24 protein-coding genes are annotated in these 25687 nt (G+C 50.9%); 1 reads left to right on the top strand and 23 read right to left on the bottom strand.

Translation table 11 applies throughout. The features are described 5' to 3' along the window. Positions 1–8 precede the first annotated feature (8 nt). The 14 genes from CLFS41_RS14740 to CLFS41_RS31180 all read right to left on the bottom strand — a co-directional run bounded on the left by CLFS41_RS14740 (position 9) and on the right by CLFS41_RS31180 (position 16100). Positions 9–1007, bottom strand: a complete 999-nt coding sequence (locus CLFS41_RS14740) for a radical SAM protein (RefSeq protein WP_007861444.1) — start codon at positions 1005–1007, stop codon at positions 9–11. Positions 1008–1063: 56 nt separating this feature from the next. Continuing rightward, a complete protein-coding gene (locus tag CLFS41_RS14735) occupies positions 1064–2275 on the bottom strand; it encodes a glycosyltransferase (protein ID WP_045092710.1) in 1212 nt (403 codons plus the stop codon). Then, positions 2275–2946 carry an acylneuraminate cytidylyltransferase family protein gene (locus CLFS41_RS14730; RefSeq protein WP_045092709.1) on the bottom strand — a complete coding sequence of 224 codons (672 nt, stop codon included), beginning with the start codon at positions 2944–2946 and terminating at the stop codon, positions 2275–2277. Before CLFS41_RS14730 ends, CLFS41_RS14735 begins: the two co-directional genes overlap by 1 nt. Before the next feature lie 18 nt (positions 2947–2964). Further along, positions 2965–4005, bottom strand: coding sequence for a glycosyltransferase family 2 protein (locus tag CLFS41_RS14725; protein ID WP_007861460.1), 1041 nt, complete (start codon positions 4003–4005; stop codon positions 2965–2967). Continuing rightward, entirely contained in the window at positions 4002–4901 is a 900-nt protein-coding gene (locus CLFS41_RS14720) for a 6-hydroxymethylpterin diphosphokinase MptE-like protein (RefSeq protein ID WP_007861462.1), read from the bottom strand. The genes CLFS41_RS14725 and CLFS41_RS14720 overlap by 4 nt, the downstream gene beginning before the upstream one ends. 70 nt (positions 4902–4971) lie before the next feature. Further along, a complete protein-coding gene (locus tag CLFS41_RS29015) occupies positions 4972–6681 on the bottom strand; it encodes a glycosyltransferase (RefSeq protein ID WP_052665753.1) in 1710 nt (569 codons plus the stop codon). Further along, on the bottom strand, positions 6682–8505 hold the full coding sequence (locus CLFS41_RS14710) for a diguanylate cyclase (RefSeq protein ID WP_045092708.1): 1824 nt from the start codon (positions 8503–8505) through the stop codon (positions 6682–6684). Continuing rightward, positions 8502–9773, bottom strand: coding sequence for a hypothetical protein (locus tag CLFS41_RS14705; RefSeq protein ID WP_045092707.1), 1272 nt, complete (start codon positions 9771–9773; stop codon positions 8502–8504). The genes CLFS41_RS14710 and CLFS41_RS14705 overlap by 4 nt, the downstream gene beginning before the upstream one ends. Beyond that, the gene (locus CLFS41_RS14700) at positions 9770–11035 is read right to left on the bottom strand and encodes an O-antigen ligase family protein (RefSeq protein WP_242856872.1); all 1266 of its coding nucleotides are present in this window, start codon (positions 11033–11035) and stop codon (positions 9770–9772) included. Before CLFS41_RS14700 ends, CLFS41_RS14705 begins: the two co-directional genes overlap by 4 nt. Before the next feature lie 10 nt (positions 11036–11045). Then, entirely contained in the window at positions 11046–12083 is a 1038-nt protein-coding gene (locus tag CLFS41_RS14695) for a glycosyltransferase family 2 protein (RefSeq protein WP_045092706.1), read from the bottom strand. Positions 12084–12125: 42 nt separating this feature from the next. Further along, positions 12126–13640, bottom strand: coding sequence for an oligosaccharide flippase family protein (locus tag CLFS41_RS14690; RefSeq protein WP_045092705.1), 1515 nt, complete (start codon positions 13638–13640; stop codon positions 12126–12128). Next, entirely contained in the window at positions 13637–14767 is a 1131-nt protein-coding gene (locus tag CLFS41_RS14685) for a glycosyltransferase family 4 protein (RefSeq protein ID WP_242856871.1), read from the bottom strand. The genes CLFS41_RS14690 and CLFS41_RS14685 overlap by 4 nt, the downstream gene beginning before the upstream one ends. 50 nt (positions 14768–14817) lie before the next feature. Beyond that, entirely contained in the window at positions 14818–16014 is a 1197-nt protein-coding gene (locus tag CLFS41_RS14680) for a nucleotide sugar dehydrogenase (RefSeq protein WP_045092704.1), read from the bottom strand. After that, the gene (locus tag CLFS41_RS31180; protein ID WP_306797695.1) at positions 15993–16100 is read right to left on the bottom strand and encodes a hypothetical protein; all 108 of its coding nucleotides are present in this window, start codon (positions 16098–16100) and stop codon (positions 15993–15995) included. The genes CLFS41_RS14680 and CLFS41_RS31180 overlap by 22 nt, the downstream gene beginning before the upstream one ends. Here CLFS41_RS31180 and CLFS41_RS31175 point away from each other — a divergent pair. Then, entirely contained in the window at positions 16074–16166 is a 93-nt protein-coding gene (locus CLFS41_RS31175; RefSeq protein WP_322746753.1) for a DUF6783 domain-containing protein, read from the top strand. The two genes, CLFS41_RS31180 and CLFS41_RS31175, sit on opposite strands and share 27 nt — an antisense overlap. Before the next feature lie 110 nt (positions 16167–16276). On the opposite strand, the gene CLFS41_RS14675 is transcribed toward CLFS41_RS31175, so the two are convergent. From CLFS41_RS14675 to aepY, 9 genes are all read right to left on the bottom strand, one after another. Continuing rightward, complete coding sequence (locus tag CLFS41_RS14675) at positions 16277–18538, bottom strand: hypothetical protein (protein WP_045092703.1); 2262 nt, start codon at positions 18536–18538, stop codon at positions 16277–16279. Between the two features lie 21 nt (positions 18539–18559). After that, positions 18560–19006 carry a helix-turn-helix domain-containing protein gene (locus CLFS41_RS14670; RefSeq protein ID WP_045092702.1) on the bottom strand — a complete coding sequence of 149 codons (447 nt, stop codon included), beginning with the start codon at positions 19004–19006 and terminating at the stop codon, positions 18560–18562. A gap of 22 nt (positions 19007–19028) precedes the next feature. Next, a complete protein-coding gene (glmM, locus tag CLFS41_RS14665; RefSeq protein ID WP_045092701.1) occupies positions 19029–20459 on the bottom strand; it encodes a phosphoglucosamine mutase in 1431 nt (476 codons plus the stop codon). Positions 20460–20475: 16 nt separating this feature from the next. Next, positions 20476–20958 carry a VanZ family protein gene (locus tag CLFS41_RS14660; RefSeq protein WP_052665751.1) on the bottom strand — a complete coding sequence of 161 codons (483 nt, stop codon included), beginning with the start codon at positions 20956–20958 and terminating at the stop codon, positions 20476–20478. A gap of 68 nt (positions 20959–21026) precedes the next feature. Then, a complete protein-coding gene (locus CLFS41_RS14655; protein WP_045092700.1) occupies positions 21027–21896 on the bottom strand; it encodes a fumarate hydratase in 870 nt (289 codons plus the stop codon). Continuing rightward, a complete protein-coding gene (locus CLFS41_RS14650; RefSeq protein ID WP_082082599.1) occupies positions 21880–22398 on the bottom strand; it encodes a fumarate hydratase C-terminal domain-containing protein in 519 nt (172 codons plus the stop codon). The genes CLFS41_RS14655 and CLFS41_RS14650 overlap by 17 nt, the downstream gene beginning before the upstream one ends. A gap of 35 nt (positions 22399–22433) precedes the next feature. Continuing rightward, complete coding sequence (locus CLFS41_RS14645; protein ID WP_045092699.1) at positions 22434–23585, bottom strand: HpcH/HpaI aldolase/citrate lyase family protein; 1152 nt, start codon at positions 23583–23585, stop codon at positions 22434–22436. A gap of 50 nt (positions 23586–23635) precedes the next feature. Beyond that, positions 23636–24538, bottom strand: a complete 903-nt coding sequence (locus CLFS41_RS14640; RefSeq protein WP_045092698.1) for a hypothetical protein — start codon at positions 24536–24538, stop codon at positions 23636–23638. A 16-nt stretch (positions 24539–24554) separates the two neighbouring features. Continuing rightward, positions 24555–25682 carry a phosphonopyruvate decarboxylase gene (gene aepY / locus CLFS41_RS14635; protein ID WP_045092697.1) on the bottom strand — a complete coding sequence of 376 codons (1128 nt, stop codon included), beginning with the start codon at positions 25680–25682 and terminating at the stop codon, positions 24555–24557. Positions 25683–25687 lie beyond the last annotated feature (5 nt).

Below are 25687 nucleotides of genomic sequence, written 5' to 3'. Positions count from 1 at the left end.
CGCTATTTTCATAATATAAAAGAATTTTCATCCAGGGAATACCGTCCCCCCTTAAGAAACTTGTGCTTTATAACCCACCAGGCCGGTACCCAGATATATCTGTGCATGGCGGGGGATGCGCTTCCGATCATCCAGCAGTTCCTTTGGCATTCCCTTGTGAGGCGCCTCACCTGCCTGGCCTGCTCTGAGTTCCACAGTTCCTCCCACTCCTGTTCCCTTAAGTTTCCCATGACCGCCTTTTGGCACATTCCGTTGCAGGGGATCACATCACAGAAAGGGTCGATAAAAAATGCGTTTCTGGACATGTCGCAGGGGAGCAGACGGGGGTTCCCGTATATGTAATTGATCAGCCCGTGATTAAAATACGCCCGGAACCATTTCTTGGGTGAACTGCTTTTTAACAGCTCACAGATCAGCTGTTCAAAATGTTCAGCCACTTTTTTCTTATCTTCTATGCGGTTATCGTTCTTCCTGAAATAAAAGGAATTGTGCAGTGCGGCTGTGGCAAACTCCATCCCCATCTGGTCCGACAGGCGGTAGAGGGGGACCAGGTCCTCACAGTTCATATCCTGGACCGTCATCCCAAATCCCACATCCGGATGCCCCATTCCAACCAGGGCGGTCAGGGTCCGGTAACCACGGTTGAATCCGTCCGGGATCCCACGGATCCGGTCATTGGTCTCCTGAAGGCCCTCGATGCTGATACGTATCCCCACCTTTGGAAATTCCCTGCACAGGTCAATGATACGGTCCGTGAAATAACCGTTGGTGGAGATCACGATACGGTCCGACTTTTTATAAAGCTCCCTTACGATATCCGGTATATCCCTGCGTATGAAGGGTTCCCCTCCGGTGATGTTGGTAAATGCCATCTCAGGCAGCTTCCCGACCACGTCCAGGGTGATCTCCTCCTCCGGCTTTGTGGGGTATTTAAAGCAATCACACATATTGCAGTGTGCATTGCAGCGGTATGTTACGATCACGGTTCCATACAGATTCCTTGTCATTTTCTCTCCTTGCTTTCCTGATTGGTCACCGTCAGGATCCACCGCAGTCCCGGCCATCACCCCTCCCGGCCTGCTCCATATAGTTCCAGCAGTTTGTTACAGTACGTCTCCACGGTGTCATATGGGATGTCCCTGCAGCGATCGGACCACTGTGCGCACAGCTGGGGCCGGTCCCACAGATACCTGATCTTCTCCTTCAGATCTCCCAGGTCCCCGCTGGTAAACAGGGCGCCGTTCACTCCCTCCTGTATCAGCTCCGGGATTCCTCCGATCCTGGCCCCCAGGACCGGGGTCCTGAGCAGCTGGGATTCTATGACGGAAAAGGGACAGTTTTCATAATATTCCGAGGGATAGATACTGAACCGGGCTTCCCGGATCAGCCTGTTTAACCCTTCCCCCTTGACAAACCCCAGATTCTTTATGTTGGGGATGCCCCTGATCCTGTCCTCCAGTGGCCCCGCGCCCGCAAGGACAAAGGGGATATCCGGCAGTTCCCTGCAGGCCCTAAGAAGGGTCCCGATCCCCTTTTCCCTGGAATATCGTCCAAAGTACAGGATATAGTCCTTTTTTACGCCGGGGACCTCCTCCCCACGGACGGCAAAATTATGCATGGTGATGGTCCTGCCCCGAAACAGATCCACATGATTCATCTTCTCTTCCATAAAATAACTGGGGCAGATGACCCGGTCAATGTATTGGTATACCTTTAGTTTTCTGTACACCATCCCTTCCGCAGCGCCCAACAGGCTCTTTGCCATGGACAGGTGGATGCACCGTTTTCTGACGCAGCTAACATAGTGACCATCCACGCACAGTTCGCAGTTCCGTCCGTCCCCCGGTGAATTCAGCATGTGGTTGGGGCAGATCAGCTGGTAATCATGGGCCGTATACAGGACGGCCGCCCTTTTCCCCGATCTCCTTTCATGGTCTCTGATGCCATAGAGAATGGAAGGGGTCAGCTGGTAGTTGAAGTTATTGATATGGACCGCGTCCGGCTGGAAATCCTCCAGGACCCGCGTAAGCTTCTGCCTGGCTTCCCTGGAATACAGGACCCGCAGGGGGTAGGCCAGGCGGCCAAAGCCCCTGGTGTGGAAGTCCATGTTTGATGTGTACTGGTTGATACGGTTTCCAAGGGTGCGGCCCGGTTCATCCATCCCAAAATACTGGACATCATGGCCCATTTGCTCCAGGCAGTTCCCGATCTGGATGATGTAAGTCTCAGAACCTCCTTTTGGCATTAGGAACTTATTTATGATCAGAATTTTCATTAATCTATCTCCTCATAATGCCAATGGGTCCGGCCCACGTACTCGGCCATCACCAGGTCCTCCTCCGTGTTGATGTCAATGGCTTCAAACTTGTCCACAAAGAATATGCAGGGTTTCCTGCCGATACGGCAGCGGTACCGCTGGAGGGAGTTTTTTGAGATACCGTATAGGCCCGTGGTTTCCTCAATGATCGGCTGCATATCCTGGCTCCTGGGCAGGATGCCCGGGCGGTAATTCACCGGATGGGTATCCAGCCAGTAAAACCCGTGGTTTTTTAATGCCGTAAAACAGGAGTCATAGGTTTCGCTGTCCACCAGCGCGTTGACGCAGCCTTTTATGGAGTCCGGCTGAAGGTACGGCGCGGTGGCAAACAGCTGGAAATAGTAATCATATTCCGGGTGGAGCTGCTGATGGTAAACTAACAGGTCGTTCCCATTGGCGGTATTCTGGGCAAGGGCTTCCAGGCGCTCGATCACCTGAAGCCCATGGTCCAGGGCATATTCAGTGATCTCAGGGCTGTTTGTGTCAATATAGATGGCGTCAAAACAGCATGCTTCCATGGCATGGCTGATGATATATTCATATAACTTTCTGCCGTTAAGGACCCGGAAGTTTTTGCCGGGAACACGTTCCGAATTGGCTTTAATGGGAATAAAACAGGCAGTTTTCATAAGACGGTTCCTCCTTTATCATACCTTGCTCCGAAATCCCAGGCTCCAGGCAATCTTTTTAACCACATGATACACCCGCATGAACAGAGGGCCGGAGGCGCTGATCAGCAGTACGCTGATCACATTGATCCATTTTTTCGGATATTGGTCCCTTGTAAACAGATACTGTTTTGCATGTTTTCTTACATCTTTGGAAATCTCCTTTACCTTTTGATGGCGGAACAATCCAAAGTGGGCCAGGCGGTTCAGGATATCGATGCAGGTTTCCACATGTTTGAAGGCAAATGCATGCAGCACCGCGGATGATTCCCTGCTGATACAGGTGTAAACAGCCTTTTCCGCTTCATACAGGATCAGGTAGTTGTCATTAAATGCATTGACATGGTACATCTGCCTGCAAAGGGAATTGGGGTTCTCGGCATACATGTACACCAGCCTGGGATCCACGCAGATACGGGTGCACTGCTTCAGATATTCCGTCACAAAGACCAGGTCCTCCCCATGGGTATAGCCGGCAGGGAACCTGATGTGGCTTTCTTCCATCCTCTCCCTTACAAAAATCTTATTCCATAACACGCCGCGAAAGGCCGGGTTCCTGAACACCTGGATAAACGCCGCATCCCGCCCCATGGTCTCAGGCGCTTCAAAGCGTTTTTCATACTTCACGCCATTCTTTTCATTGATATATCCGAACACGGCCAGGTCCGCTTTGTTGGATGATATGGTATCATACATGGTTTTTAATGCATGGTCCAAAAGTTGGTCATCCGCGTCCATAAAGATAATATATCTTCCCTGTGCCAGGTCCAGTCCGGTATTCCTGGCCCATGACACGCCCTTTCTCCCCTGGCTTACCAGCCGGATCCGGCCGTCCCCAAAGCTGCCGGCCACAAGGCAGGAGTCATCGGCGGACCCGTCATCCACCACAATGACCTCCAGGTCCTCAAATCCCTGGTCTAAGACGGAGCCAATACAGCGCTTTATGTATGCCTGGGCATTATACATGGGAATAATAATGGAAATCTGTTTCGTCATCTGTTTCATCATTTGTATTGTCATATCACCTGTTCCAATCTGACCCTTGGGAACACCTCCAGCTCACCGCCCCTGGTGGCATTGAATATCCCAACTCCCCTGCTGCCCGCTGCCGCCAGTGCGCTTTTATAAGCCGCTTCCGCCATCTCTTGATCATAGACGGCAAGGACGATCTTCCTCTTTTGCTCCACGGTCTCATAGATGTCCTTGTATCTTGGGTCAAAATGTGACCGGACCGCGGCATCATATGTGATCCTCCTGTTTTTATCAATGGTATGTGGAAAGTGGTGGTCCATTCCCAGAAGATAGATCCTGGTAAACCCCATATACACTGCCAGCTGGATGCTGGAGTAGGTGACCGTGGTCCCGTCAGCCACTTGCCTTTCGCAGTCAAATGAAAAAGGAAGCCCCTCCTTCCTCCACAGGGCCGCCCGGTTATCCATCAGGTATGGATTGGAATCCGGAAACCGGGTCCCGGTCTTTTTCATGGAGTTATAGCCGATAAAGCAGCTGCAGGGATCCACCCCGGCCTTCCCTCCTGTGATATTCATTTGTTCCGCCTTCAGCATGTCCTTGTCCTGGCAGACATAAAAGGTGGGCCGCCACAGGGTCCTGCCATACATGAGGTAAATGCGGTTGGCCCCAAAGGTGTATTCCTGTTTCAGCAGATCCAGGTCCTCGGGTCTTAAGCTGGGCCCGTTTCCTATGATAAAACACCGTTTTCCCTCATATCTTCCCCTGAATGCCCTGATCCTGTCTCCATAGGCGGTCTGCCCATATGACCGTTTCATAATGCGGAATGAGATTTCCCCCATTCCCGCCACGGCCCGCCTGCGAAACGCTGATAAGATATCAGAGCGTACCACAGCGGCTTTAATCCGCGCCTTGATGTTCCCCTCCTTCATTGCCCGTTCCTTCATCTTCCCTCCCCCGCCGCATCCTCCGGCATCTGTCCTGCAGCCAATTCCTGTCTGAATATTTTGCAACTGTTTAATACCAGTTCACATCCACGATCACGATCTCCGGTTTGTTATTGATCCTGGGTATCTTATGGCTCTCTCCCAGCCCCCTGCTGACAATGACCACGGATCCATTTACTTCGTGCTGCCCTTCTGTGAACGGGGGGAAAAATCCCTGTTCCGTTGCGTATACCCCGCCTATATAAGGCAGACGGACGATTCCTCCATGGGTGTGGCCGCATAACGCCAGGTCAACTGGCATGTCCTCCAGTTCCCCCATAAAATACTCGGGATAGTGGACCAGAAGCAGCTTAAAGTCCTCACTCCGGACATATTCATCCATAAACTTCTTTCCCCCATACTCCACGTAGTTGTAGGGTTCATTGATCAGACCGCCTATGCAGATTTCATTGCCATTTACCTGAATCATCTCTGCACGGTTAAAGAGCATATGGACACCGGTCTTTTCTATATCATCCCTGATACCGGTCTTCCGGTGGGCGTAATCCACCAGCTCGTGGTTTCCCATCACATAGTAGACATCAGTGATCTCCACCAGCTGCCTGCACAGATCCAGGACCACATGGTAATCGTCATTGTGCTCCATGTTCATATCCCCCGTGACCGCAATGATATCCGGCGACAGGGCGTTCACCCTTTCAACAAGATCCCGGTTCTTTTCCCCGAATTCCTTCAGGTGCAGGTCTGAAAGCTGGACGATACGGAACCCCTCCTTGACCTTTTCCGACTTTACATGGTAAAAGGAAAGTTCCAGCGTGTTCTGGTCCGCCTGTATTTTCTGCCAGGCGGCAAACAGGAGAAGCGCAGACAGGAGAACGGCCAGTAGCCATTTAATGACGCGGCGGAGTTTCCCCATAAGCCCCTTTTTCAGCACAAATCCGGGGTTCACAAAAAACAGCCTGACCGCGTACACCATACTCTCCGGGTACCGGTGGGCCTGCTTCCATAATCTCCAGCATATCTCATTCAGCATGTTGGTACGGGCCGCTTTGTTTTTCTTAAAATCCTTTTTATACTTCCGGTAAACTTTCTGGTATCCCCGGATCCCCTTCATGGGATGGGAGGTGATCCTCTCCCCCTTATGGATCCTCATATTAAACAGGGGGACATCCACCCCTGCCCCCTTGTACCTTTTCAGGATCCGCAGCCACATTTCATAGTCCTGCCTGGCTGGGAGGGCCACGTCAAACATTCCGCAGTCATCCAGCGCCGACCTTCTTACAACCGCCTGGGAAGTGGTTCCCACGGTGTCATTTTCCAGCATCCCGTCAAAATCCACGGTTTCTTTAAAGGTCCCCTCCCGGTGGTATAAACGCCTGTGTTCCATGTCACCGTCTTCAAATACATAGCCCTGGCAGAACACCAGTCCCACCTGCGGATCTTCAAAACAGGGTATCTGCATTTCCAGCTTTTTCGGTTCCCAGAGATCATCATCATCCAAAAACGCAATAAACTCACCGCTGCTGGCCTGGATCCCGGTATTTCTCGCAACCTGGGCCCCGGAATTATCAGGCAGCTTTATATACCGGACCTGGGGGTATGCCTTCAGCCCTTCCTCAATCTGCAGGGACCTTTCTCCCTTTTCCCCATTGTCATCCACCACAATGATCTCCATCCGAGCGTATGTCTGGGCCAGCACACTGTCCAGGGCCTCCTTCAGCATGGAGAATTCCCGTTTATACGTGGTGATTATTACACTGACTAAACCTGTCTCCATCATCTAACCTATCTTTTCCCCTTCCATTTCATATGCTTTTGAAATGAGTTTATTGATCTGATAAATCCCCGTCTTTTTTGAGTCCGCGATCCGGGCTTTCATCTCTATCATGACCCCGGGATTCCCCTCGTTGAACTGCTTAATGGATTCGCTTAATAAACTCAGCATGAACTCCGCTTTTTCACCGGTACAATTGTCAAGAAGGCACAAAAACTGGTTTGCCCCATTATAGCCGATAAAGCCGTATTCCCTTGATAATGCCTTCAATGTATCTCCAATTTCTTCCAATATTTTATCTCCGGCAGCATATCCGATGGCGCGGTTCACCTCTCTCAGGTTGTCAATGGAAAGCACCACACAGGTAAATGTCCCCAGCGCCCCTCTTTTCTTAATGCTCTCGATCCGCTCATCACAGCTTAAACGGCTTGGGAGTTTGGTCTTTCGGTCCACGTACAGGGTGTATTCCACAATATCCCCGATCCGCCCAATGACGATCGCCCCGCAGCACCCGATCCCGAAGAACAGCACAAAAGCCATCGCCATATAGATCTTCAGGTTCAGCTGGGAAAATGCATCCACGCTGTTCTGCATTGCAATGTTCTTGCTGACCAAATAGCCGTTATACTCCCGGCCGGTCTGGGCCACGATCTCATGGAGGGAATTCAGCTTTTCGGCCAGACGGTTGATCCCCTCCATCAGCTCCTCATCGCTTATGCCCTCATTTATGCGCTCACTTTCGGAAGCCGCCCCGCTGTCCTCTGCCTGAAAACACGACAGGATATACTGCTTTTCCTCGATCTGCTGCTCCAGGCTGAATATCTCTTTGTTATAATCCACATACCGTGAGATCAGGGTATCATATGTATTCTCACTGTATAGGATATTTCCCTCCTGGTCCTTTCTCTCATAAATGTCCTGAAGGATGATGGAATTGGCAGTCTCCGCATCCTTTGTATCCGTACTGTACTCCTGGGCTTCCAGGATCTTTGGGTTGTACTGGGCAATGGTGAGGAGCAGTTCGGCAGACTGGGCCTTCATTTTTTCCAGCTGGATCTGAAGGCTTTCAATCTCTGCATTGTTCTTTTCAATGAGAACCGCCCTGTCCCTTGTTTTCTGTCCCGACAGCACGTTCACATACAGCCGGTCCAGGCTCACTGCCTCCAGCAGCTGGTAGGACGTGATCAGATCATAAAAGCTGTATCCTGTCCTGGAGGAACGGAAGCCGGCCTGGTTGCTGTCCAGATACTCCAGTATCTCACCTATGGACTGCTTCATGATCTCAATGATCTCAATATAATCGTAATTGTCATTGCCTATATTCACCACATTGTTTGGTATGACCGCCCTTGCAACATACTTTTCGCTGTAAAAATCGAAATAACTGCTGAGCACGGTGTTCAGCATATTTTTTGCAAAGTCCTCGGAGTAATCGCTTTCCACGGAAAAGGTAATATAATAGTCTGTGGGATACTCCTCATACTCCTCCCCCTCTTTTAGGATCGCCTCCTTCCGTTTCTGCTCCTCATCTGAGACAATGGGCTCCACCTTTATCCTGCTCCTGACAAAATCCACACTGACATTGCTTTCCAGCTTTTCAATTGCATCCGCAACCACATTGGGGGAGTATATTTCACTGACATCAATGTCGGCTCCCGATGGGGTTTTTCCGCTTTTAGCATCCAAATTTGTGTAGGAAATAATTGCGTAAGCAGTGTACACCTGCTGCCGGCTGAAGTAGCTGTAAAAAACCACGCCTCCTATGACCGTACATAAAGCGATCAGGTATTTCCAGCTGCTTACATACCGGACAATCTGGAAATCTTTCACTTCCCATCCTCCCTTGCATTGCGCTTTTTCTCATTGTGCATTACAGCCATTGCCGCCATTGTTGTAAACGCAGCCCCTATGATAACGGCCTTTACAAAGCCCATTCTGGTAAGAGGGCCGATCTCGTTATCCTTTACCGTGACATAGTCCTTGTTTTTGTACCTGGAATATTCCATGTCGATCTGTACGGCCTGCCGGGAAATATCCCTTAATTCCAGATCAATGGCCTGGATCATCCCTTCCGCCTTTATAAGGTCATCCGCCTGGTTTACGGATACGCTGATATGGTCAATGATGGATTGCCTGTTTTTAATATCCGATTGTTTCTTTTCCGCTATCTCCTCCGCATCCACTGCATATTCCGCCAGATGGTCGATGCCCGTCTTTGTCTTGGACATATAAAAATCCTGGTTTTTGTCCACGGAGGGCACCAGCACCACCCCTGTCATCTTCGGATCATACCGGTCAATGCAGCTTTTATATAAACCGTATGTTTTGGTGTTAATGGAGTATATGTTTCGGTCCTTATAATTTTTGTAATCCAGCAGGTCCACATAGGCCTGCCTGTTTTTGTATACCCCCTTCTCTGTGACAAATGAACGGAAATTAGCAAGGTTGATCTGAAGGAGATTATCGATCCGGGCCCCGATATCCTGAAAGGTGATGCCGTCATCTGAGATAAAACTTTTATTCTCATCAATCCTGCCATTCACATAATTCTTCAGCTGGATCAGTTTTGTGTTGTAGTAGCTGGCGATCTGGCGGTACTCCAATCCCTCCAGGTCCGCCGGTTCATATTGGAGCACGGAGAGATTGTCCGTATAATTGGCATAAAAATATTCCAGGTAAGCATAGGCAACCATCTGAAGCATGGACCGGGCATCCACGGATGTTAAGTCCCCGTTGGCCGTATATGTGACCTTATACTGGGTAGCAATATAGTCCCGGCCGCTTTTTGCAGGCACCTGGATGGTTATATGCTCTCCCAGCTCTTCCGGGGTTATCTCCGTGACCCCGGCCAGGGTAAGGGCCCGCCTGAGCACCTCCTCCGACTTGATCTCATAGGCGTTAAACCGGGACCCGTTGGGATTCAGTCCCTTGGATGCCCTCTCATAATTGTAGGCAAACCAGATGGTTGAGACTTTAAAACTGCTCTCATAAAACTTACATCCCAGCACCAGCACGGTTGCCGCCATACACAGCATCAGTTTCCACTTGTACATTCGGATCGTATTCAGGAATACAAACATACTGCTTTTATTGATCATGTGCCGTCTCCCCCTTCTTTTGTCTTGCGGTGTTGGTCTGTGTATGCGATCACGGTGATATGCGCCATCATGTTGATGGAATAATAAAAAAATGTATTGTCAGTTATGTATGTGACAAAAGAATATACCACTGTCATCAGCATGAATGCAGAGGCGCGTGATCCGAATTTCTTTCTCACTGCCATGACCTTATACCAGGTATTGCTCCACAGCCAGTAAATAAATCCCCAGAATCCCAGTTCTATAAAATGGGTCATGATATCGTTGTGGGCCATGCCCGGAACATAGGGACCCACATTATATTGTTTGTAGTCGTATCTTATTTTGAAAATATACCGGATCCCATATCCCAAAAATGAGGGGGACATTTCATAGTACTCTTTAAAGAAATCGTATATGTACCCCCTGCTCATGGTATCGATCCCCAGGTGATCCATAAGCGGCTGATACCAGCCCTTTTTTATGAGGAACAGATACAGATAGGAAAATACAAACAACCCTGCCACCAGGACTGCCACCAGGGCTGTCTTCATTTTTTCAGACACAACATCATACAAAAGTCCCACTGCAATCGCTGTGAGGATTGCCAGCACATCGATTCTCTTCAGACCTGTGGAAAAGAAAAATGCTGCCGCCATCAGCTCCCCAATGTGCCACTGCCTGTTTTTGATGCAGTACAGATAATACATTACAAACACGCCCAGCCCCTGGGTCAGGTCGTGCAGCTCCAGCTTTCTCATGATCGGGCCGGTATTCTTTGAAAATGTGGTGATCAGCGTCACATATTCCGACAGGACATTTCCCGCCCCATAGGTCTTTATAAGATCCAATGCAATGATGACAATGGTGGCGCATGCGGCATAGAGCATATAAGAAACGGTCCTTTTTCCAAACATATAGTACCCCGCGCCGGCGCACAATATATTTAAAAGCAGGCATACGATATTGATGGTCCCCCTGGTGACAAAGGATGTCTCCTGGCACCGGATCAGCCATATGGCCATGGATATCAGTCCAATGCCCATGACCGGGACCATCATGACAACAGAGATGGAATATAGAAACCGGATCTTAGGCATATCCACCGTGACCATGATCCATAAAGCACCCATGCCTATGACCAGCACATCCGCCGCATAGCGTATTCCCACAGGCAGGACCGGCAATCCCCCCTTATATTCAGCTGTGGCATAAAACGCAGCTGTCATGATCAGGATAAATGTCCCTGCCATGAATCTTTCGATCCCTCTACTTGTTTTCACATCCAAATGATCACCTGGTCCCATTGTACGCTTTCCAAAAACACTGCAGCAGGAAAAAAGACGGCAGATTATAGGTCAGGAATAATATGACCCCGTATCGTCCGCTCTTTTTCCATATATGTTTATAACTGTGCTTTCCCAGATATTGGGCATAGGCCGTGTGCTTGACCAGCCGGTTCCACTGTACCAGCTTCTGCACCCTGGCGCCTGTCCATCCGGGATTAAAATAATATAAGCGCAGGATCTCGCAGTAATTCCTGGTCATCTTATATTCAAACGCCTGCTTCCATTCCCCGGGTTTTCCCTGTATGTATCGGTACAGCGCCCCATTAAACGCCAGTATATGATCCTGGATCCCAGGGTTATACCGGTTGCAGACAGAGGAGGGGTTTTGCCGGTAGTGGTAAAACACCCGGTCCAATACCCCCATGCGCGGGGCTGCTTCCAGGGTCTGAAGATTAAACATGGTGTCCTCCATCCTGCGCAGGTCAGGCGGGAACATCAGATGCCCTTTTCCCAGGAAATCCGCCCTGTAAAACTGGGTGCACACCGAACCAAAGGAGCAGGGCAGGCTGCAGTATGAAGGATCCATAAGTCCCAGACAGATGGTATCTATGACCTCCGGGCCCAGATCCCGGTACTCTGACCAGCCGTATCCATAGGAAATGGACTCCTGTCCGTATTCCTCCTGATACGCAACGCAGAGAATATCCAGCTGATGCTGCTCCAATTGCTCCGCCGCGCTTTTAAGCGTATCCGTCTGGATCCAGTCATCGGGATCCACAAAATACAGCCATTCCCCTGACGCCCTGCAGATTCCCTGGTTCCTTGCCTCGGAAACGCCCCTGTTCTCCTGGTGCACCACCACGACCCGCGGATCCCTCCGCCCGTACTCATCACATATCCTGCCGATATCCGTGGTGGACCCGTCATCAATGAGGATCACCTCATATCTTCCCCTGTAATCCTGTCCCAATATGGATTCCATGCACTGGTGGAAATAGGCTGGTTCCGTGTTATACACAGGAACCACAATGGAAAATTTCATTGTTTTCTCCCTTTTGTACAGACGGCTTCTGAGCCGTTTTCTTTACGTATTCTTCTGAAACATTCCGGCTGCCAGATCCCTGCAATAGCGGAACTCTTCCATTTTATGGAAACATACAACGGACAATATCACCGAGACACTCCCCGCCACCGCAAAGTAAACGCCCAGCCTTCCATAGGGGGATGCCAGGGTAATCCTGTCACAGAGCATTTTGCAGACCAGGACCGAAGACAGGCCCGCTGTGGAAATCTTTACCATAAGCCCTTGATAATAGGCCGGATCCATGTAGAAGAACTCCCGGTAGAGCAGCCTGGTCTTTAAAATGATCTGGATGACAAGGGTGCACGTGGTCCCCAGCATAATTCCCAGAATCCCCCATCTCAGCCCCAGCGCCACGGAGACGATCAGGTTTATGCTGCTTCCGGCAATGGATATGTTTTTATCCTTGGAAAATAATCCTGACACCAGCATCATCCGCCACAGCGGCTCCCTGACCACATAGTAAAAAAAGTTCACCACAAAGGAGTATTTCAGGATATCGTCCATAAGATACTCCCTTCCAAACAGGATCTCCACAAAGGGATCCGACATGCACATGATGCAGGATGCGCAAAATGATGTGACCATAAAAATAATGAACGTCATTCGGCACAGGACCTGGTGGCACCGCTCCCTGGTCTCAGACACTGCCAGGTTCCCAATGCTTCCCGCCGCCGCATCGGGGATCAGGAGCAGTATCCTCCTTACATTGGAAATGATCAGGGAATAGTTGGAATAGAGTCCAACCTGCAAGGTCCCCACCAAAACGGAGATCAGGATATTGTCCGTGGAATTGGTGATTTTACCTGATAATGTCCCGATAAACAGCTGCCTGATATGGAAGAATATCTTCTTCTGCTCCTCCTTTGGAAGTTTCCGTGCCTCTTTTAAAAAAGGATACTGCCGGTCCGCAATATGGGCGATGGCAATGTTATTGGCCACCGTGACGATCCCGTCAGACAACAGGTAGGCGATAAAATTTTGTGTGAGGATCAAAATCCCCAGGTTGGAGGCCACGGTAATAAACCGAAAGACTGTATTGGTCATGGAGATCAGATACATTTTCTGGTCCGCGTCCAGAAGCGTCCTCTTATAGGAGAAAAAATAGGAGCTGACTGTTTTCAGCAAAAATATCACATACACCAGCCTCAAATATCTGACATTAAACGCCGCATCCTTGATCAGCCAAGGTACAAAGGGCAGGAAGACCAGGCCGGAGATCAGGATCACTCCTGCGATCATCCGGTATGCGCTCCTGTAAAACCACATCAGCTGTACCACCTTTTTCCTGTCATGTTCAGCCAGGGGCCGGTACAGATGATAAGTGATGGCAGAACCCACCCCCAGCTCCGCAAGGGACAAAACAGCGATCACTTCCGTAAATAACCCGTTCAGGCTCACTGCTGAAAGTCCCAGGATACGGACCAGCGCGGTTCTGGTGACCATGCTCAGCAGCACGGTAAAGATTATGTTGACCTCACCATAAAATAGATTGCGGATACTTTTTTCAGTTCTCATATTTGTGCTGTGGTTTTCTTTCTTACATTTTCGTAGACTTGCAAAAGTTCCTGTACTGCGGTATCCCAGCTGTAACGCTCCCTTACAAAGGACATCTGCCCTTCCCGGTCATGGAGATCCTCATCTTCGCCCAATATGGATTCCAGGCAGGAGCCCAGCACGGGGACATTCCCTTTTGGAAAATACCTGGCATATCCTCCGGCAGTCTCCACGTTCTCCTCTATGTCGCTGACCAGGCACCTGGCTCCGCAGCTCATGGCCTCCAGCAGGCTGATGGACATGCCCTCAATATCACTGGGAAGCACATAGACCCGGCAATTGGACATAAGCTCCTCCAGCACACGGCCCTGGACAAAATCCGTGAACAGGATCCTCTCATCCCCCTCTGCCATGCGGCGTATCCGGTTTACATAATCATTGTTTTTTGTAAGTTCCCCCGCTATGACCAGGCGGGTTTGGGTGTTCATGTTTTTATATGCTTCCAGCAGGTAGTGCAGGCCCTTCTCCGGCACCAGCCTTGACAGAAAAAGGATATAGGTGTTTCTCTTAAGGCCCCACCTGCGCCCGATCTCCTCCGGCTCCCGGCAGGGTATCATCTCCACCCCGTTAGGTATATAGACGGACTCCCTTCCATATGTATCCATAAAGTAGCGCTGGTTCCCACGGGACAGCACCACCAGGGCATTGGAGTAACGGGCCGCATTTTTCTCCCCCCACAAAAGGTAACGGGTGGCAAACCTTCCCCATTTGGCCCTCTGCCAGTCCAGCCCATGTATGGTTGCCACCACGGGGATTCCCAGCAGTCTGGGCAGGAAGGTCATGGCGTCGGGCCCTTCCGCATGAAAATGCAGCACATCATACCCTCCGAACACAGCACGTATGGCAGCCAGTACGGAGTAGACAAATGCATTCAGGGACGGATGGGACAGGGTGGGGATCCGGATCAGGCGGATCCCCCTGTACTCCCTGGGAGCCCGGTCCTCCTTCCTGCTAAAATCCTGCCACCGGTTGTAACAGTCCACCTGATGTCCCATGGCCGCCAGGCGCAGGGCTGTCTCTTCCACCGCAATCTCGATCCCGCCCTCCCTGGAGGGAACCCGTTTATGTCCGATCATTCCAATCTTCATGCCCATCCCTGCCTTTATCCTCATCTTTATCTTTCTTAATCCGTAACTATTCAGTCACACAGGAACAGATCCCTGGTATATACCTTGTCCCTTACATCCTCCAGCTGCCTGTCATACCGGTTTGCCAGGATCACATCCGATCTCTGTTTAAACTCCTCCAGATCAGAGATGATCTCCATGCCTAAAAATGCTCCGGCTTTCAAAGCGGGTTCATAGATGACCATCTTAACGCCCTTTTTTTCCAGCCGCCGCATAATCCCCAGGATGGAGGAATGGCGGAAGTTGTCCGAATCCGCCTTCATGGTCAGGCGGTAGATCCCTGCAACCTTTGGGGATCTGCTTAACACCTGTCCTGCAATAAAGTCCTTCCTGGTCTGGTTGGCTCGTACAATGGCTGTCATAATACAGTTGGGAATGCCCCCATAATTGGCCAGCAGCTGCCTTGTGTCCTTGGGCAGACAGTATCCCCCATATCCAAAGGAGGGATTGTTGTAATGGGTGCCGATCCTTGGATCCAGGCACACGCCCTCTATTATGTTCCTGGTGTTTAACCCGTACACCTCCGCATAGGTATCCAGCTCATTAAAAAAAGCCACCCTCATGGCCAGATATGTGTTGGAAAACAGCTTAACGGCCTCCGCCTCGGTTGCATCCATGTAGCGGACAGGGACATCCTCCTTCAGGGCCGCCCCCTTTAGAAGGCCGGCAAACAGGCGGGCCTTCTCCATCTGGACAGGGTCCCCTGTATCCAGCCCCAGGATGATCCTTGAGGGATACAGGTTGTCATAAAGAGCCCTGCCTTCCCTTAGAAACTCCGGGGAAAACAGGATGCATCCGTCCGGGTACCTGGAACTGATCTCCTTTGTAAACCCCAGGGGAACCGTGGATCTTATGACAATGCAGGCGTCCGGCTGGATCCTTAATGCCGCTTCCACCACGGCTTCCACAGAGGATGTGTCAAAATAGTTCTGCTCCGCGTCATAGTCAGTGGGCGTTGCAATGATCACAAAATCCGCATCCCCATACGCTGCCCTGATATCTGTTGTGGCTGACAGCATCAGGCCTTTTTCACCCAGGCGGGATTCCAGCTGCGGGTCCGCGATCGGCGACCGCCCCCTATTGACCTTATCCACCTTTTCAGGCTGTATATCCACTGCGCATACAGGATTGTCCCGTGCAAGCAGCGCGGCATTGGACAGCCCCACATATCCCATGCCGGCCACCGCTATCTTTTGCTGTTTTTCCATCCGACCTTCCTCCTTGCCGTATTGGAGCGTGTTAAAGATTGCTCTTTGCACGCTCTAGAGTGTGTTTGAAAATTGCTTTCTGGCAGCTGTGCGTCACAGTTTGTGGGGGATTTGGGCTAAATGAAGGCGGCGTAGCGGGCTACGCTAACTGAATTTGGCCCAAATAACCCGCGAAATGGGGCGTGCTTTGTCCTAAGGGGTACCGGGCAGAGCCTGGGGGATTCCTTAGGGCAGATGACGGGAATGAATTTACAAACACGCTCTAGTAGGAGACCACAGCCTCCGGTTCCAGGATCTCCGCCACCTCATTGGAACCATAGCTTACTATCTTTCCTCCTGAGCCAAGGGTCCACCTCTGGTCATTTCCGTCCGTCACCTTTGTATTCTTCATGATCTTCCCGCTGGAATTGATCAGGCGCTTTCCTTCCCCGGGTATATCAAATACCTCGTACTTTGCAGCGGAGTCCGCCTTTTGAAGTTTTCCCTTGTAGTAAAAGCTTCCGTCTTTTATACCCGTGATCCCTTTTCCCTTCAGGTCAAAATAATACCGGGACCGGGAGGAATCCATGCCATCGTCCACCATTGTTTTTCCAATAACGCATTTCCTGTCCCCCTCCGGCGCTCCGCAATAATAAAACTCGCCCTTCACCTCAACCAACCCGTATTGGGCGGCTCCATACATGTCAAATACGTAGTAGCTGTCGTGGATCTTTTCCACGGCGTAGCCGTCTTCCGGCCCGCATATGGGTTTCCCCGACCGGTCAAAGTAGTACCATTCCTTTTGCCCCGCGCTTCCAAGGTCGGGCGGCCCCTCCAGCTTTAACCATGTCCCGGCTGCCTTTTCTCCCTCTGTAAACGCCTGATCCCCCTCTGATTCCGGCTGGTAAAAATAGCGGTATCCCTTTATCTGCGGTGTTGTGCCGCTTAGCTTCACCCACCCCAGATGCATGATCCCCTTTTCATCAAAGCAATAGGTCACCCCATCCACCTTGACTTCCTTTTTCCAGCCTGAGGAACGTTTTTTATTCCCCGTGGACCGGTTAAAATAAAAATAGGCGTACTGTCCGTGCTCCTGCACATAATCCAGCACGTAGGACTGATCCAGCCAGCTGTCCGGGATCTTCAGCCACTGCCATCCCGCGGCCCTGGCGCCGTCCTCCCCGCAGTAGTAATAGGAATCCTCGTCATCATCACGGTCAGCCTCCTTTGTCAGCCAACCCGTACGCATCACGCCGGAAGAATTAAAACAGTAGGATTGCCCATCAATCTTATACCAGCCGTCACTGCGTACATATCCATCGCTGCCCGCGTAGTACCAGTTATTGTACTCCGAATTTCTGGAATCCAGGCCGCTCATGACAAACCACCGGTCCTGGTACAGGAACCCCTCCTCCCCGATGTAGCGTCTCCTGCCATCCTCGTCATTCATCCACCGCTTCCGGTAATTATAGCCGTTGGAATCAAAATAGTATTTCCTTCCCTCCAGTTCCTTAAAACCGCCTTTGAGCACCGCACCCGATTCTAAGGCATAGTACCAGCTCTCGGACACGGCGCCGGTGCTGCTGTTGGTATTCTCAATCTTAAACCAGCCATCCTCCTGAAGGACTCCATTTTCATCCAGATAATACCGTTCCCCGTTTCCGTCCGTGTACCAGCGCTTTCTGTAATTCAGGCCGTTGGTGTCAAAAAAGTACCAGTTTCCGTCCATCTCCCTCCAGCCGTTGCGCCAGAGCACGCCGTTGGAGCCGCCGTAATACCAGTTGGTATATTCCTGTCCATTGCCCCCCGTGCCGGAAATGGAGAACCAGCCGCTTTGGCGGGCTCCGTTTTTATCCGCATAATACCGGTCATCGCCCAGGTTAAACCATCGGTTGCGGTAGGCTATGCCGTAGGTATCAAAATAGCAGGTCATGCCTTCCACTTCATGCCACCCGTCCCTTAAAAGGAAGCCGTCCCCGGTCACGTAATACCAGTTGCTGTAGGGTTTTCCCCTGCTGTCCACTTTGTCAATGGAAAACCAGCCCGGGGCCTTCCTGGCTCCTTCCTCATCCACGTAATACCGCTTGTCCTCCAGATTAAAGAATGCCTTTCTGGGAGAATTGCCCCACTCATAGAAATAGTAGTCCTTTCCTCCCAGCTCATACCATCCGTTTCTCAGAATGATTCCGTCATTTCCCGCGTAGTACCAGCTGGTGACAGGGGAGGCTGAGGGCAGCGATGGCTTGGATACAAGGCTGAACCACTCATTTTCATACCTGGAACCGTCTGCGCGCACACGGTACCGGGCTTCTCCCACATTGACCCAGCGGTCCGCAGCGATCCGGCCGTTGTCCCCCACATAGCGCATGGTTCCGTCCGGCCAGAGAACCCATTGGTTCACCAGTTTTTTATCGTGTTCCACATAGACCCACTCCTGGGCCGAGTCCTGCTGCCAGCCATCCGCTGCCTTTGCAGGGATAGCCGGCATGATCAAAACCGCGGCAGCAAATGCAGCTGTCCCGATGATCATTTTTATGTATCCCATTTTTCTCCCCCTCCCGGCTTCTTATCCCTCTCTGTATTTCCCATATATCACATCCAGATAGGGAACCGTATCAGAAGCCCATGGATATTCCGGCATATAGCTTCCGGTGTAAGCGGACAAATACTTCCTGTCCCCTTTCATAAATTCATATACATCGCATGTAAATAACCCTGGATCGATCAGATAAACTCCCCGTCTGTGGATCACCAGCTCCTCACACCCATGTTCCTTCAGGATCCTGCGCAGGCGGTGAGCCACCACCCTTATATTCTGCTTGGCCGTATCCTCCGGCGTCTCTTCATACAAAAGGTATGCCAGCTGTGCCAGGGAGGCGCTGCCTCCCCTCTTATGCACCAGGATCGCCAGAAGTTCCTTGGCCCTGCTGCTGGAAAAGTAGATAGCCCTGCCATTGATCCATACATCAAACCCGTTAAAGGTCTGTATGAAAATATCTTCTGTATCCGGCATTTCCCGTTCTCCTCTTTTCCCCTTAAGACAGCACATCCTGATGGCCTTTATCCACCATCACCCGTATGATCCGGTCCACATATTCCCTGCACTTGTCCCCGTCCCGGGCCTCCACCATTACACGCATGACAGGTTCCGTACCGCTTTCCCTTACCAGGACGCGCCCCTCTGTTCCCAGTTCCTGTTCCACGCGGTTCACCGCATCCTGCACATCCCGGTCCTCCCTGGCCGCCTGTTTGTCCTTTACACGGATATTCTCAAGGACCTGAGGATAGATATGGACCGGCTCCGCAAGCCTGCTAAGGGGCTGCTTTTTCTCCAGGATCACCTCCATCATCTTGATGGCTGTGAGAATACCGTCCCCTGTGGTTGCATATTTTCGGAAAATAATATGGCCCGACTGCTCACCGCCGATGCGGTAACCGTTTAAGGCCATGTTTTCATACACGTATTTATCTCCCACCGCTGTTTTCTCATACTCAATGCCCGCTTCATCCAGGGCTTTATACAGGCCGAAGTTGGACATGACCGTGGTGACGATCTTATTCCCAGCCAGCTTCCCCCGCTCTTTCATATAGCGGCCATAGATGTAGAGGATCAGGTCCCCGTCAACCAGATTTCCCTTCTCATCCACACAAAGGCACCTGTCCGCATCCCCGTCAAAAGCAAAGCCCACATCCAGTTTCTTTTCCTTCACAAATCGGATCAGGCCCTCCATATGGGTGGAACCGCAGCCTGTGTTAATGTTCAGTCCGTCCGGTTCATTGTTGATCACATAGGTGGATGCCCCCAGGGCGTCAAACACGCTTTTAGCGATCATCCATGCGCTCCCGTTGGCACAGTCCAGTCCCACCTTCATGTTCTTATAGGAGCGGGTGGCCAGGGAAATGAGATAGCCCGTGTACCGGTTCCGGCCCGCGGCATGATCCACGGTGCGGCCGATCCGCTCCCTGACCGCTAGGGGTATCTCCCCGGAAATGCCGTCCAGGTATGCTTCAACCTGAAGGATCGTGTCTTCATCCATCTTCTCCCCCTGGGCGTTGATGAGCTTGATGCCGTTGTCATAATAGGGATTGTGGCTGGCCGAGATCATAACACCGCAGTCAAATCCTTCCGTCCGGGCCACATATGAGACACTGGGGGTTGTGGTCACATGGAGAAGATAGGCGTCCGCGCCGGACGCTGTAAGCCCCGCTGCCAGGGCATACTCAAACATATAGGAAGAACGCCGGGTGTCCTTTCCGATGACAACCCGGCATGTCTTATGTTCCCTGTCCACTTGTTCCCTGTCTACCTGTTCCTGGTCTCCTTGTTCCCTGTCTCCTTCTTCCCTGCCATCATGTTCCCTGCCATAGTACCAGCCCAGGAACCGGCCGATCTTGTATGCGTGCTCCACTGTCAGTGTTTTGTTGGCTTCGCCGCGGAAGCCATCGGTGCCGAAGTATTTGGCCATGAGTTTTTTTCTCTCCTTAATCTGTAATGTTGTGTAGTGTCCTGATCAATTGATAGACCCCATACCCTATGATTGCCCCTAACGTGTTATGGAACATGTCATCGAACTCAAAGAGGCCACGCTTTGTAATAAGCTGAGTCAGCTCAATGGTAAGGGAAACCGCAAAGGCTGCCGCTGTAACTGATGATAATTTCATTTTTGCATACGCCGTGGGAAGAAGCGCCCCAACCGGCAAAAGCATCATCACATTCCAGAAATTTTCTGCTATCAGTTTTGTCCTTCCCGCCATGATCTCCCTGTACGACCAGAACAGCGTCAACTCATATCTATATGCCTTTCCCGGTTCCCGGCCAAATACGGTGGATGCAAACACCAGTACGAGATAAAAGACCAGGATAACAACCGCCCCACACTGTGCCAGCGCCGGCCTGCGCCTGTGACAGGCACAAATGCATATCAAACCGGCGGTTGCGGCCAGTGCCAGGGCGGCCAGAATCATATTGGGGGTCAGCGATGCCAGGGCTGATGATAAATAATAATCGATATCGCATACCTGCCTTACATTTTTTACTGTATTAAATCTACGGTTGCGATCCTCGGCTCAAAGCAGCAGGCGGGCCTGACGCAAACTATCCTCACACCGCTTGCCCTTTGGGGACCAACCTTTACAAACGTTGCGATCACACTGGTCCTTCCATGTAATCCCAATGGTCCGATATCCGACTCGTTGACCCGCCTGGTAATTTCCGCTTCCATCTCCGACTGCACATCATAGCATCCATCCGCTTGTGCCTGCAGCATCATGGATGCTGCTTCAAAATGAGAACGCCCTATGCCCACAGCAAGCGTACAGGGTGAACATCCCAGCTGGGCAATTCCTTCTGTTGCCCATTTCACGATCTCATCAATGACCACCTGGGTGTTGTGCTTATGGAACACCCTGTATGTCTTGGCCCTGATCGCCGGCCCGCCGCCAAACATCATGATATGGAGCCGGACCACATTATCCCCACATGTTCTAAGAAGAATGGGTGCTGGTTCAACACCGGCAGGATCGGGATCCAGACCGCCGGACTGGTCGACCCTGCGGTTATCATCTCCCATAATCCCCATGGGGCGGCCGGGAAGTTCTCTCAACCCGCTTGCGATTCCATCCCTGATCGCATCCAACATCCTTCCTGTCACAAAAACGTCAGGCCCTACCTCCAACACAAGATGAGGAATACCCGTATCATCACAGAGAGGACTGTGGTTTCTCTCAGCAGCTTCCGCATTTTCCAGGATTGTTTCAAGAACCCATCTGGCCTTCTCATTTTTTTCATGTTTGATCGCCCTTTCATAGGCATGCTTCTTATCCTCCCGAAAGGTTGACCCTGCCTCCACAAGGGCACTTCTTACAAGTTCCACTGCCTTTTCATAATCAAACGTGCTGCTCATAAATACTCCTTCCATGGGCAGCTGCAATGATTGCGGGATACCGTTCAACCTTCAGCCGGTACAGTGCCTCCATTCCCAATTCCGGAAATGCCACCAATTCCTGCCCCCTTGTCTTATCACCCAGCAGGGCCGTTACCGGCGGTATGACTGCATAAACGGCATGGTTCTGATTTAACGCCTCAATGGTTCCTCTGCCGATTTCACCCTTGCCCAGATGCAGCTTTACACCTGCCTTAGATAAGGGCCCAATACTGCTCTCAATTTCCAGTTTATTGCTGGAAGTAGGACCTACTCCTGCCGGGCTTACAGCGGTATGAAATATCACGCTGCCTTTTAACTCAATGCCATGATCAAAATTTTTGTTCTCCCGGATCATTTGTACCACCTTGGGCAGAACAGCATCGCGGCCGCAAAATATACTGCCGGATATATATACCGTGTCTCCAATCGTCAGCTTGGCAATACACTCCTCAGTAATGGGCGTATTGATCTCCATTGCCATATGTCCTCCTTGTAATGATGTACATCTGGTTCCTGTTATGATTCGTTGACAGCAAACAGCTTAATATAAGCCCCTTCGTTTTCGATCACGCCAAATGCCCTGGCACGGTTGCACACTTTTCTGGCCCAATTGGTATGCGGCTTAACTTCATTCATCTTGTTAGCCCCGGATCCCTTGACAACGCCGCCTTGTGTATGTCCCAGGATCATACAGGCATCATCATACTCTTCCTTTGTAACAGCCATCAACGCGTTAACAAACTTTACATGAGTGGGATGGATGACAGTGCGGCCCACAAAACCATTGGCCTTATCAAGGATCACCTCCCGGAGCAGACCATCGATCTCATTGTTTACAATAGGCAGCCGTTTCATCAGATAATCCTCCAGTCCGTGATGGGGAAGTTCCTCAAACATCATTGCTTTGGGAGCACGGAAATATTCCCAGACCGGTCCGGAAATCACATAATCATTCTCACGGCCGCAGACATTTACAATATCTGCAAGGCACTCACGGACGGTCATGATGTCATAAATGGAATAATCCACACCGCGGCGCACGCCAAATACCGATGAGAAGTCGGTTCCGCCCACACGCACCTGCAGAACAAGGTCATGGTACTTGTCAAGGATCTTCTTAATGCCCACCAGTTCCTGCATACGGGTTTCTTTATAAGCCACTTCCGGGTCTTCAATGATCGGCATGCCATAAAGGATCTCTCCAAACCGCTCATTTAGATCTTTTAGATAGGCATAATATTCATATCCGTTCTCAGCATTGAATTTAGGGAAATTGATACCGCAGAGAAAGCGCACCTGGCGTTTTGTCAATGCATCCCCAAAGCGTTTGAACTGGGCAAGATTGCGGATGCGGACAAAGATAAGAGGTATCTTTTCCGGGGACAGGGCTCCTGCATCAACAGCATCGGCAACGGTATCCAAAAGCCTATGTACATTTGCCTCAGCAGCTTCCACCTGATCCACCGGGCAGGCATCCTCAAAGCAAAGGACAATGGTGGTCAATCCGGGCATTGATCCGGAAATGATCTTGGGGGCAAAATCCTTTGTCCCAGGCATATACATGGTTGCGCCTAAACAATACTGCAGCATTTCACGTTCCGTGTACTTGTTAAAGTCCTCCGGCTCCACAACAAATTTAAAATCAGGGTTATACAAATGGTGTCTCATAAGTCACTTTATTTTCCTTTCTTTTATCTATTCAGTAATCCGGGTCCGCCTTAGACAAGGCTCCCCCGTGGAGACCATACAGCCTCCGGGTAATATTCATCGATCATTCTCTTTACAAGAAGACACTGCTTTGCGCGCTTTCTTGCATCATCCTCCGTGCTGTCCCAGCTGTGGGTAGCAGCCACAGAGCCTCCTGTCTTGAGATAGATAGGCGCGGCAACCCGGATCATCTCCGGAACTTCATAATGGCGGATAAAGCCGCCTGTAGATTTAGGATTCTCCGTATGGATATCAATGGGGATGTCAATTGCCTGACGCAGCGATGCCAGCATTTGAAGCTGGATGTCGCGCACAGGGTTCAGAGAGTCCGCGCCAATGGATTCCAAAAGCTTACCTGCCGCAGGATTGCCATGCCCTGCATGAGCCGAAAGTTTAAAATGGCAGTCAGCTGGTATCTCCCCCGCCTTCCTCGCTTCATTGAGCACATAAAGACAGCCCTCGTCATAGACAAGGAAGCCTCTGCAGCCCAGGCGTGCCGCCCGTTTTACATCTTCGATCGCCCTTACGATCTGCTCCTGTCCGCGCAGGCGGTATCCCATTCTCACCCCCTCCTCCGTATGCACGGAAGCGGATGTGTCAGTGGTCGCTCTCGGACCAATGGCAAGGATCAGGTCTGTCTGCCACTGTTTGGCATACTCCACCATTTCTGTGATCTCATCATCTGTCATACGCATGATACCCTGGGTCTGGGTAACACGGTGCAGGTAAAGTCCATAGGAATCCATTGCCTCCAATAGAGCGATCATAGCTTTGGGCCCCTGGATACCAGGAACCTCAAAGCGGTACTGCCCGCCGTCAGCAAACCGCTTCTTAGAGTCAGGGAGATGGTATGCATCACCGCCCGGGAGTCCAATTGATTTTAAAAATTCTCTTGTTTTTTCCATACTGTTCATTCAATGATCCTTTCCCTCAATCTTTGTTGAGTTCGTATATCAAACCGTCAACCGCCTCTTTATGTAAGAAATCAAGGGGCGGCAGCTTTCCACTAAGCCCCTTATGGATCCGGACGTCTATGAAAGAGGCCTGACCACTATTCTTTAAATCATCCAAAGCTTTGATCAGTTCCTCCCTTGTGCCCACAGGTTTTCCGATCGTCCGGTAGCCGCACGCCTGGGCAATTCCGGTGAGATCCACCAGATGACCGGCAGAAGGCTGCCCGCCCACGGATTCATGGGCACCGTTATTCAAAACAATATGAATGAAGTTGGGTACATCCAGTTTACTGACCATGGTCATAGCCCCAAGGTGCATCATCACTGCCGAGTCGCCGTCCAGACAAACCACCTTCCTGTCCTTCTTCTCCAGTGCAATTCCAAGGGCAACCGAAGATGTGTGTCCCATGGCTCCTACATTCAGGAAATCATGGTCCTTACCTTCCTTTCGCTTCTCCCTCAAAAAGAAGAGTTCTCGGGTAGCCCGTCCCGTGGTGGCAGCATAAATCGTCTCAGAAGGCAAATGGTCAAGTATGATCTCAATCGCCTCTTCCCGGTTCATCGGATACCTGTCATCCCTGTTGTCTGTCTTTTCCCCGGCCATAACCCCCTTTGGAGCAATCAGTGCGTAAGGCTTCCGGTTCTCACGGGCATAAGAGACAGCTGCGGCCAGTACATCTCCTATCTTCCCGTTGTCATCCTCCAGCACGGTATAAGGGATGTGCATAATATCCAGGAGGCCGGGAGTGATCTCCCCCTGCAGCTCATGCTGCGGCCAGTCGCCTGTACCCGGCCGTCCCCGCCATCCAATCAGCAGCAGCATAGGTACAGCATATACATGCTCGTCCGCCAATGACACAAGAGGATTTACCGTATTGCCCATTCCGCTGTTCTGCATATATACCAGCGGTATCTCCTTTGAGGCAAAATAATACCCTGAGGCAATCCCTATGGCATTGCCTTCGTTTGCCGCAATAATCGTTCGGTCCGGTGCGTTCTTTAATATATGATTGCAAAAACCATTGAGATATGAATCCGGTACCCCGGTAAAAAAGGTTACACCATTCTTTTTCAATTCATCCAACACTAGATTTTGATCTAACATCTCTC

The sequence above is a fragment of the Clostridium sp. FS41 genome (assembly GCF_000954015.1).
GTDB lineage: Bacteria > Bacillota > Clostridia > Lachnospirales > Lachnospiraceae > Enterocloster > Enterocloster citroniae.
This window is presented reverse-complemented; position numbering and strand designations above follow the sequence as displayed.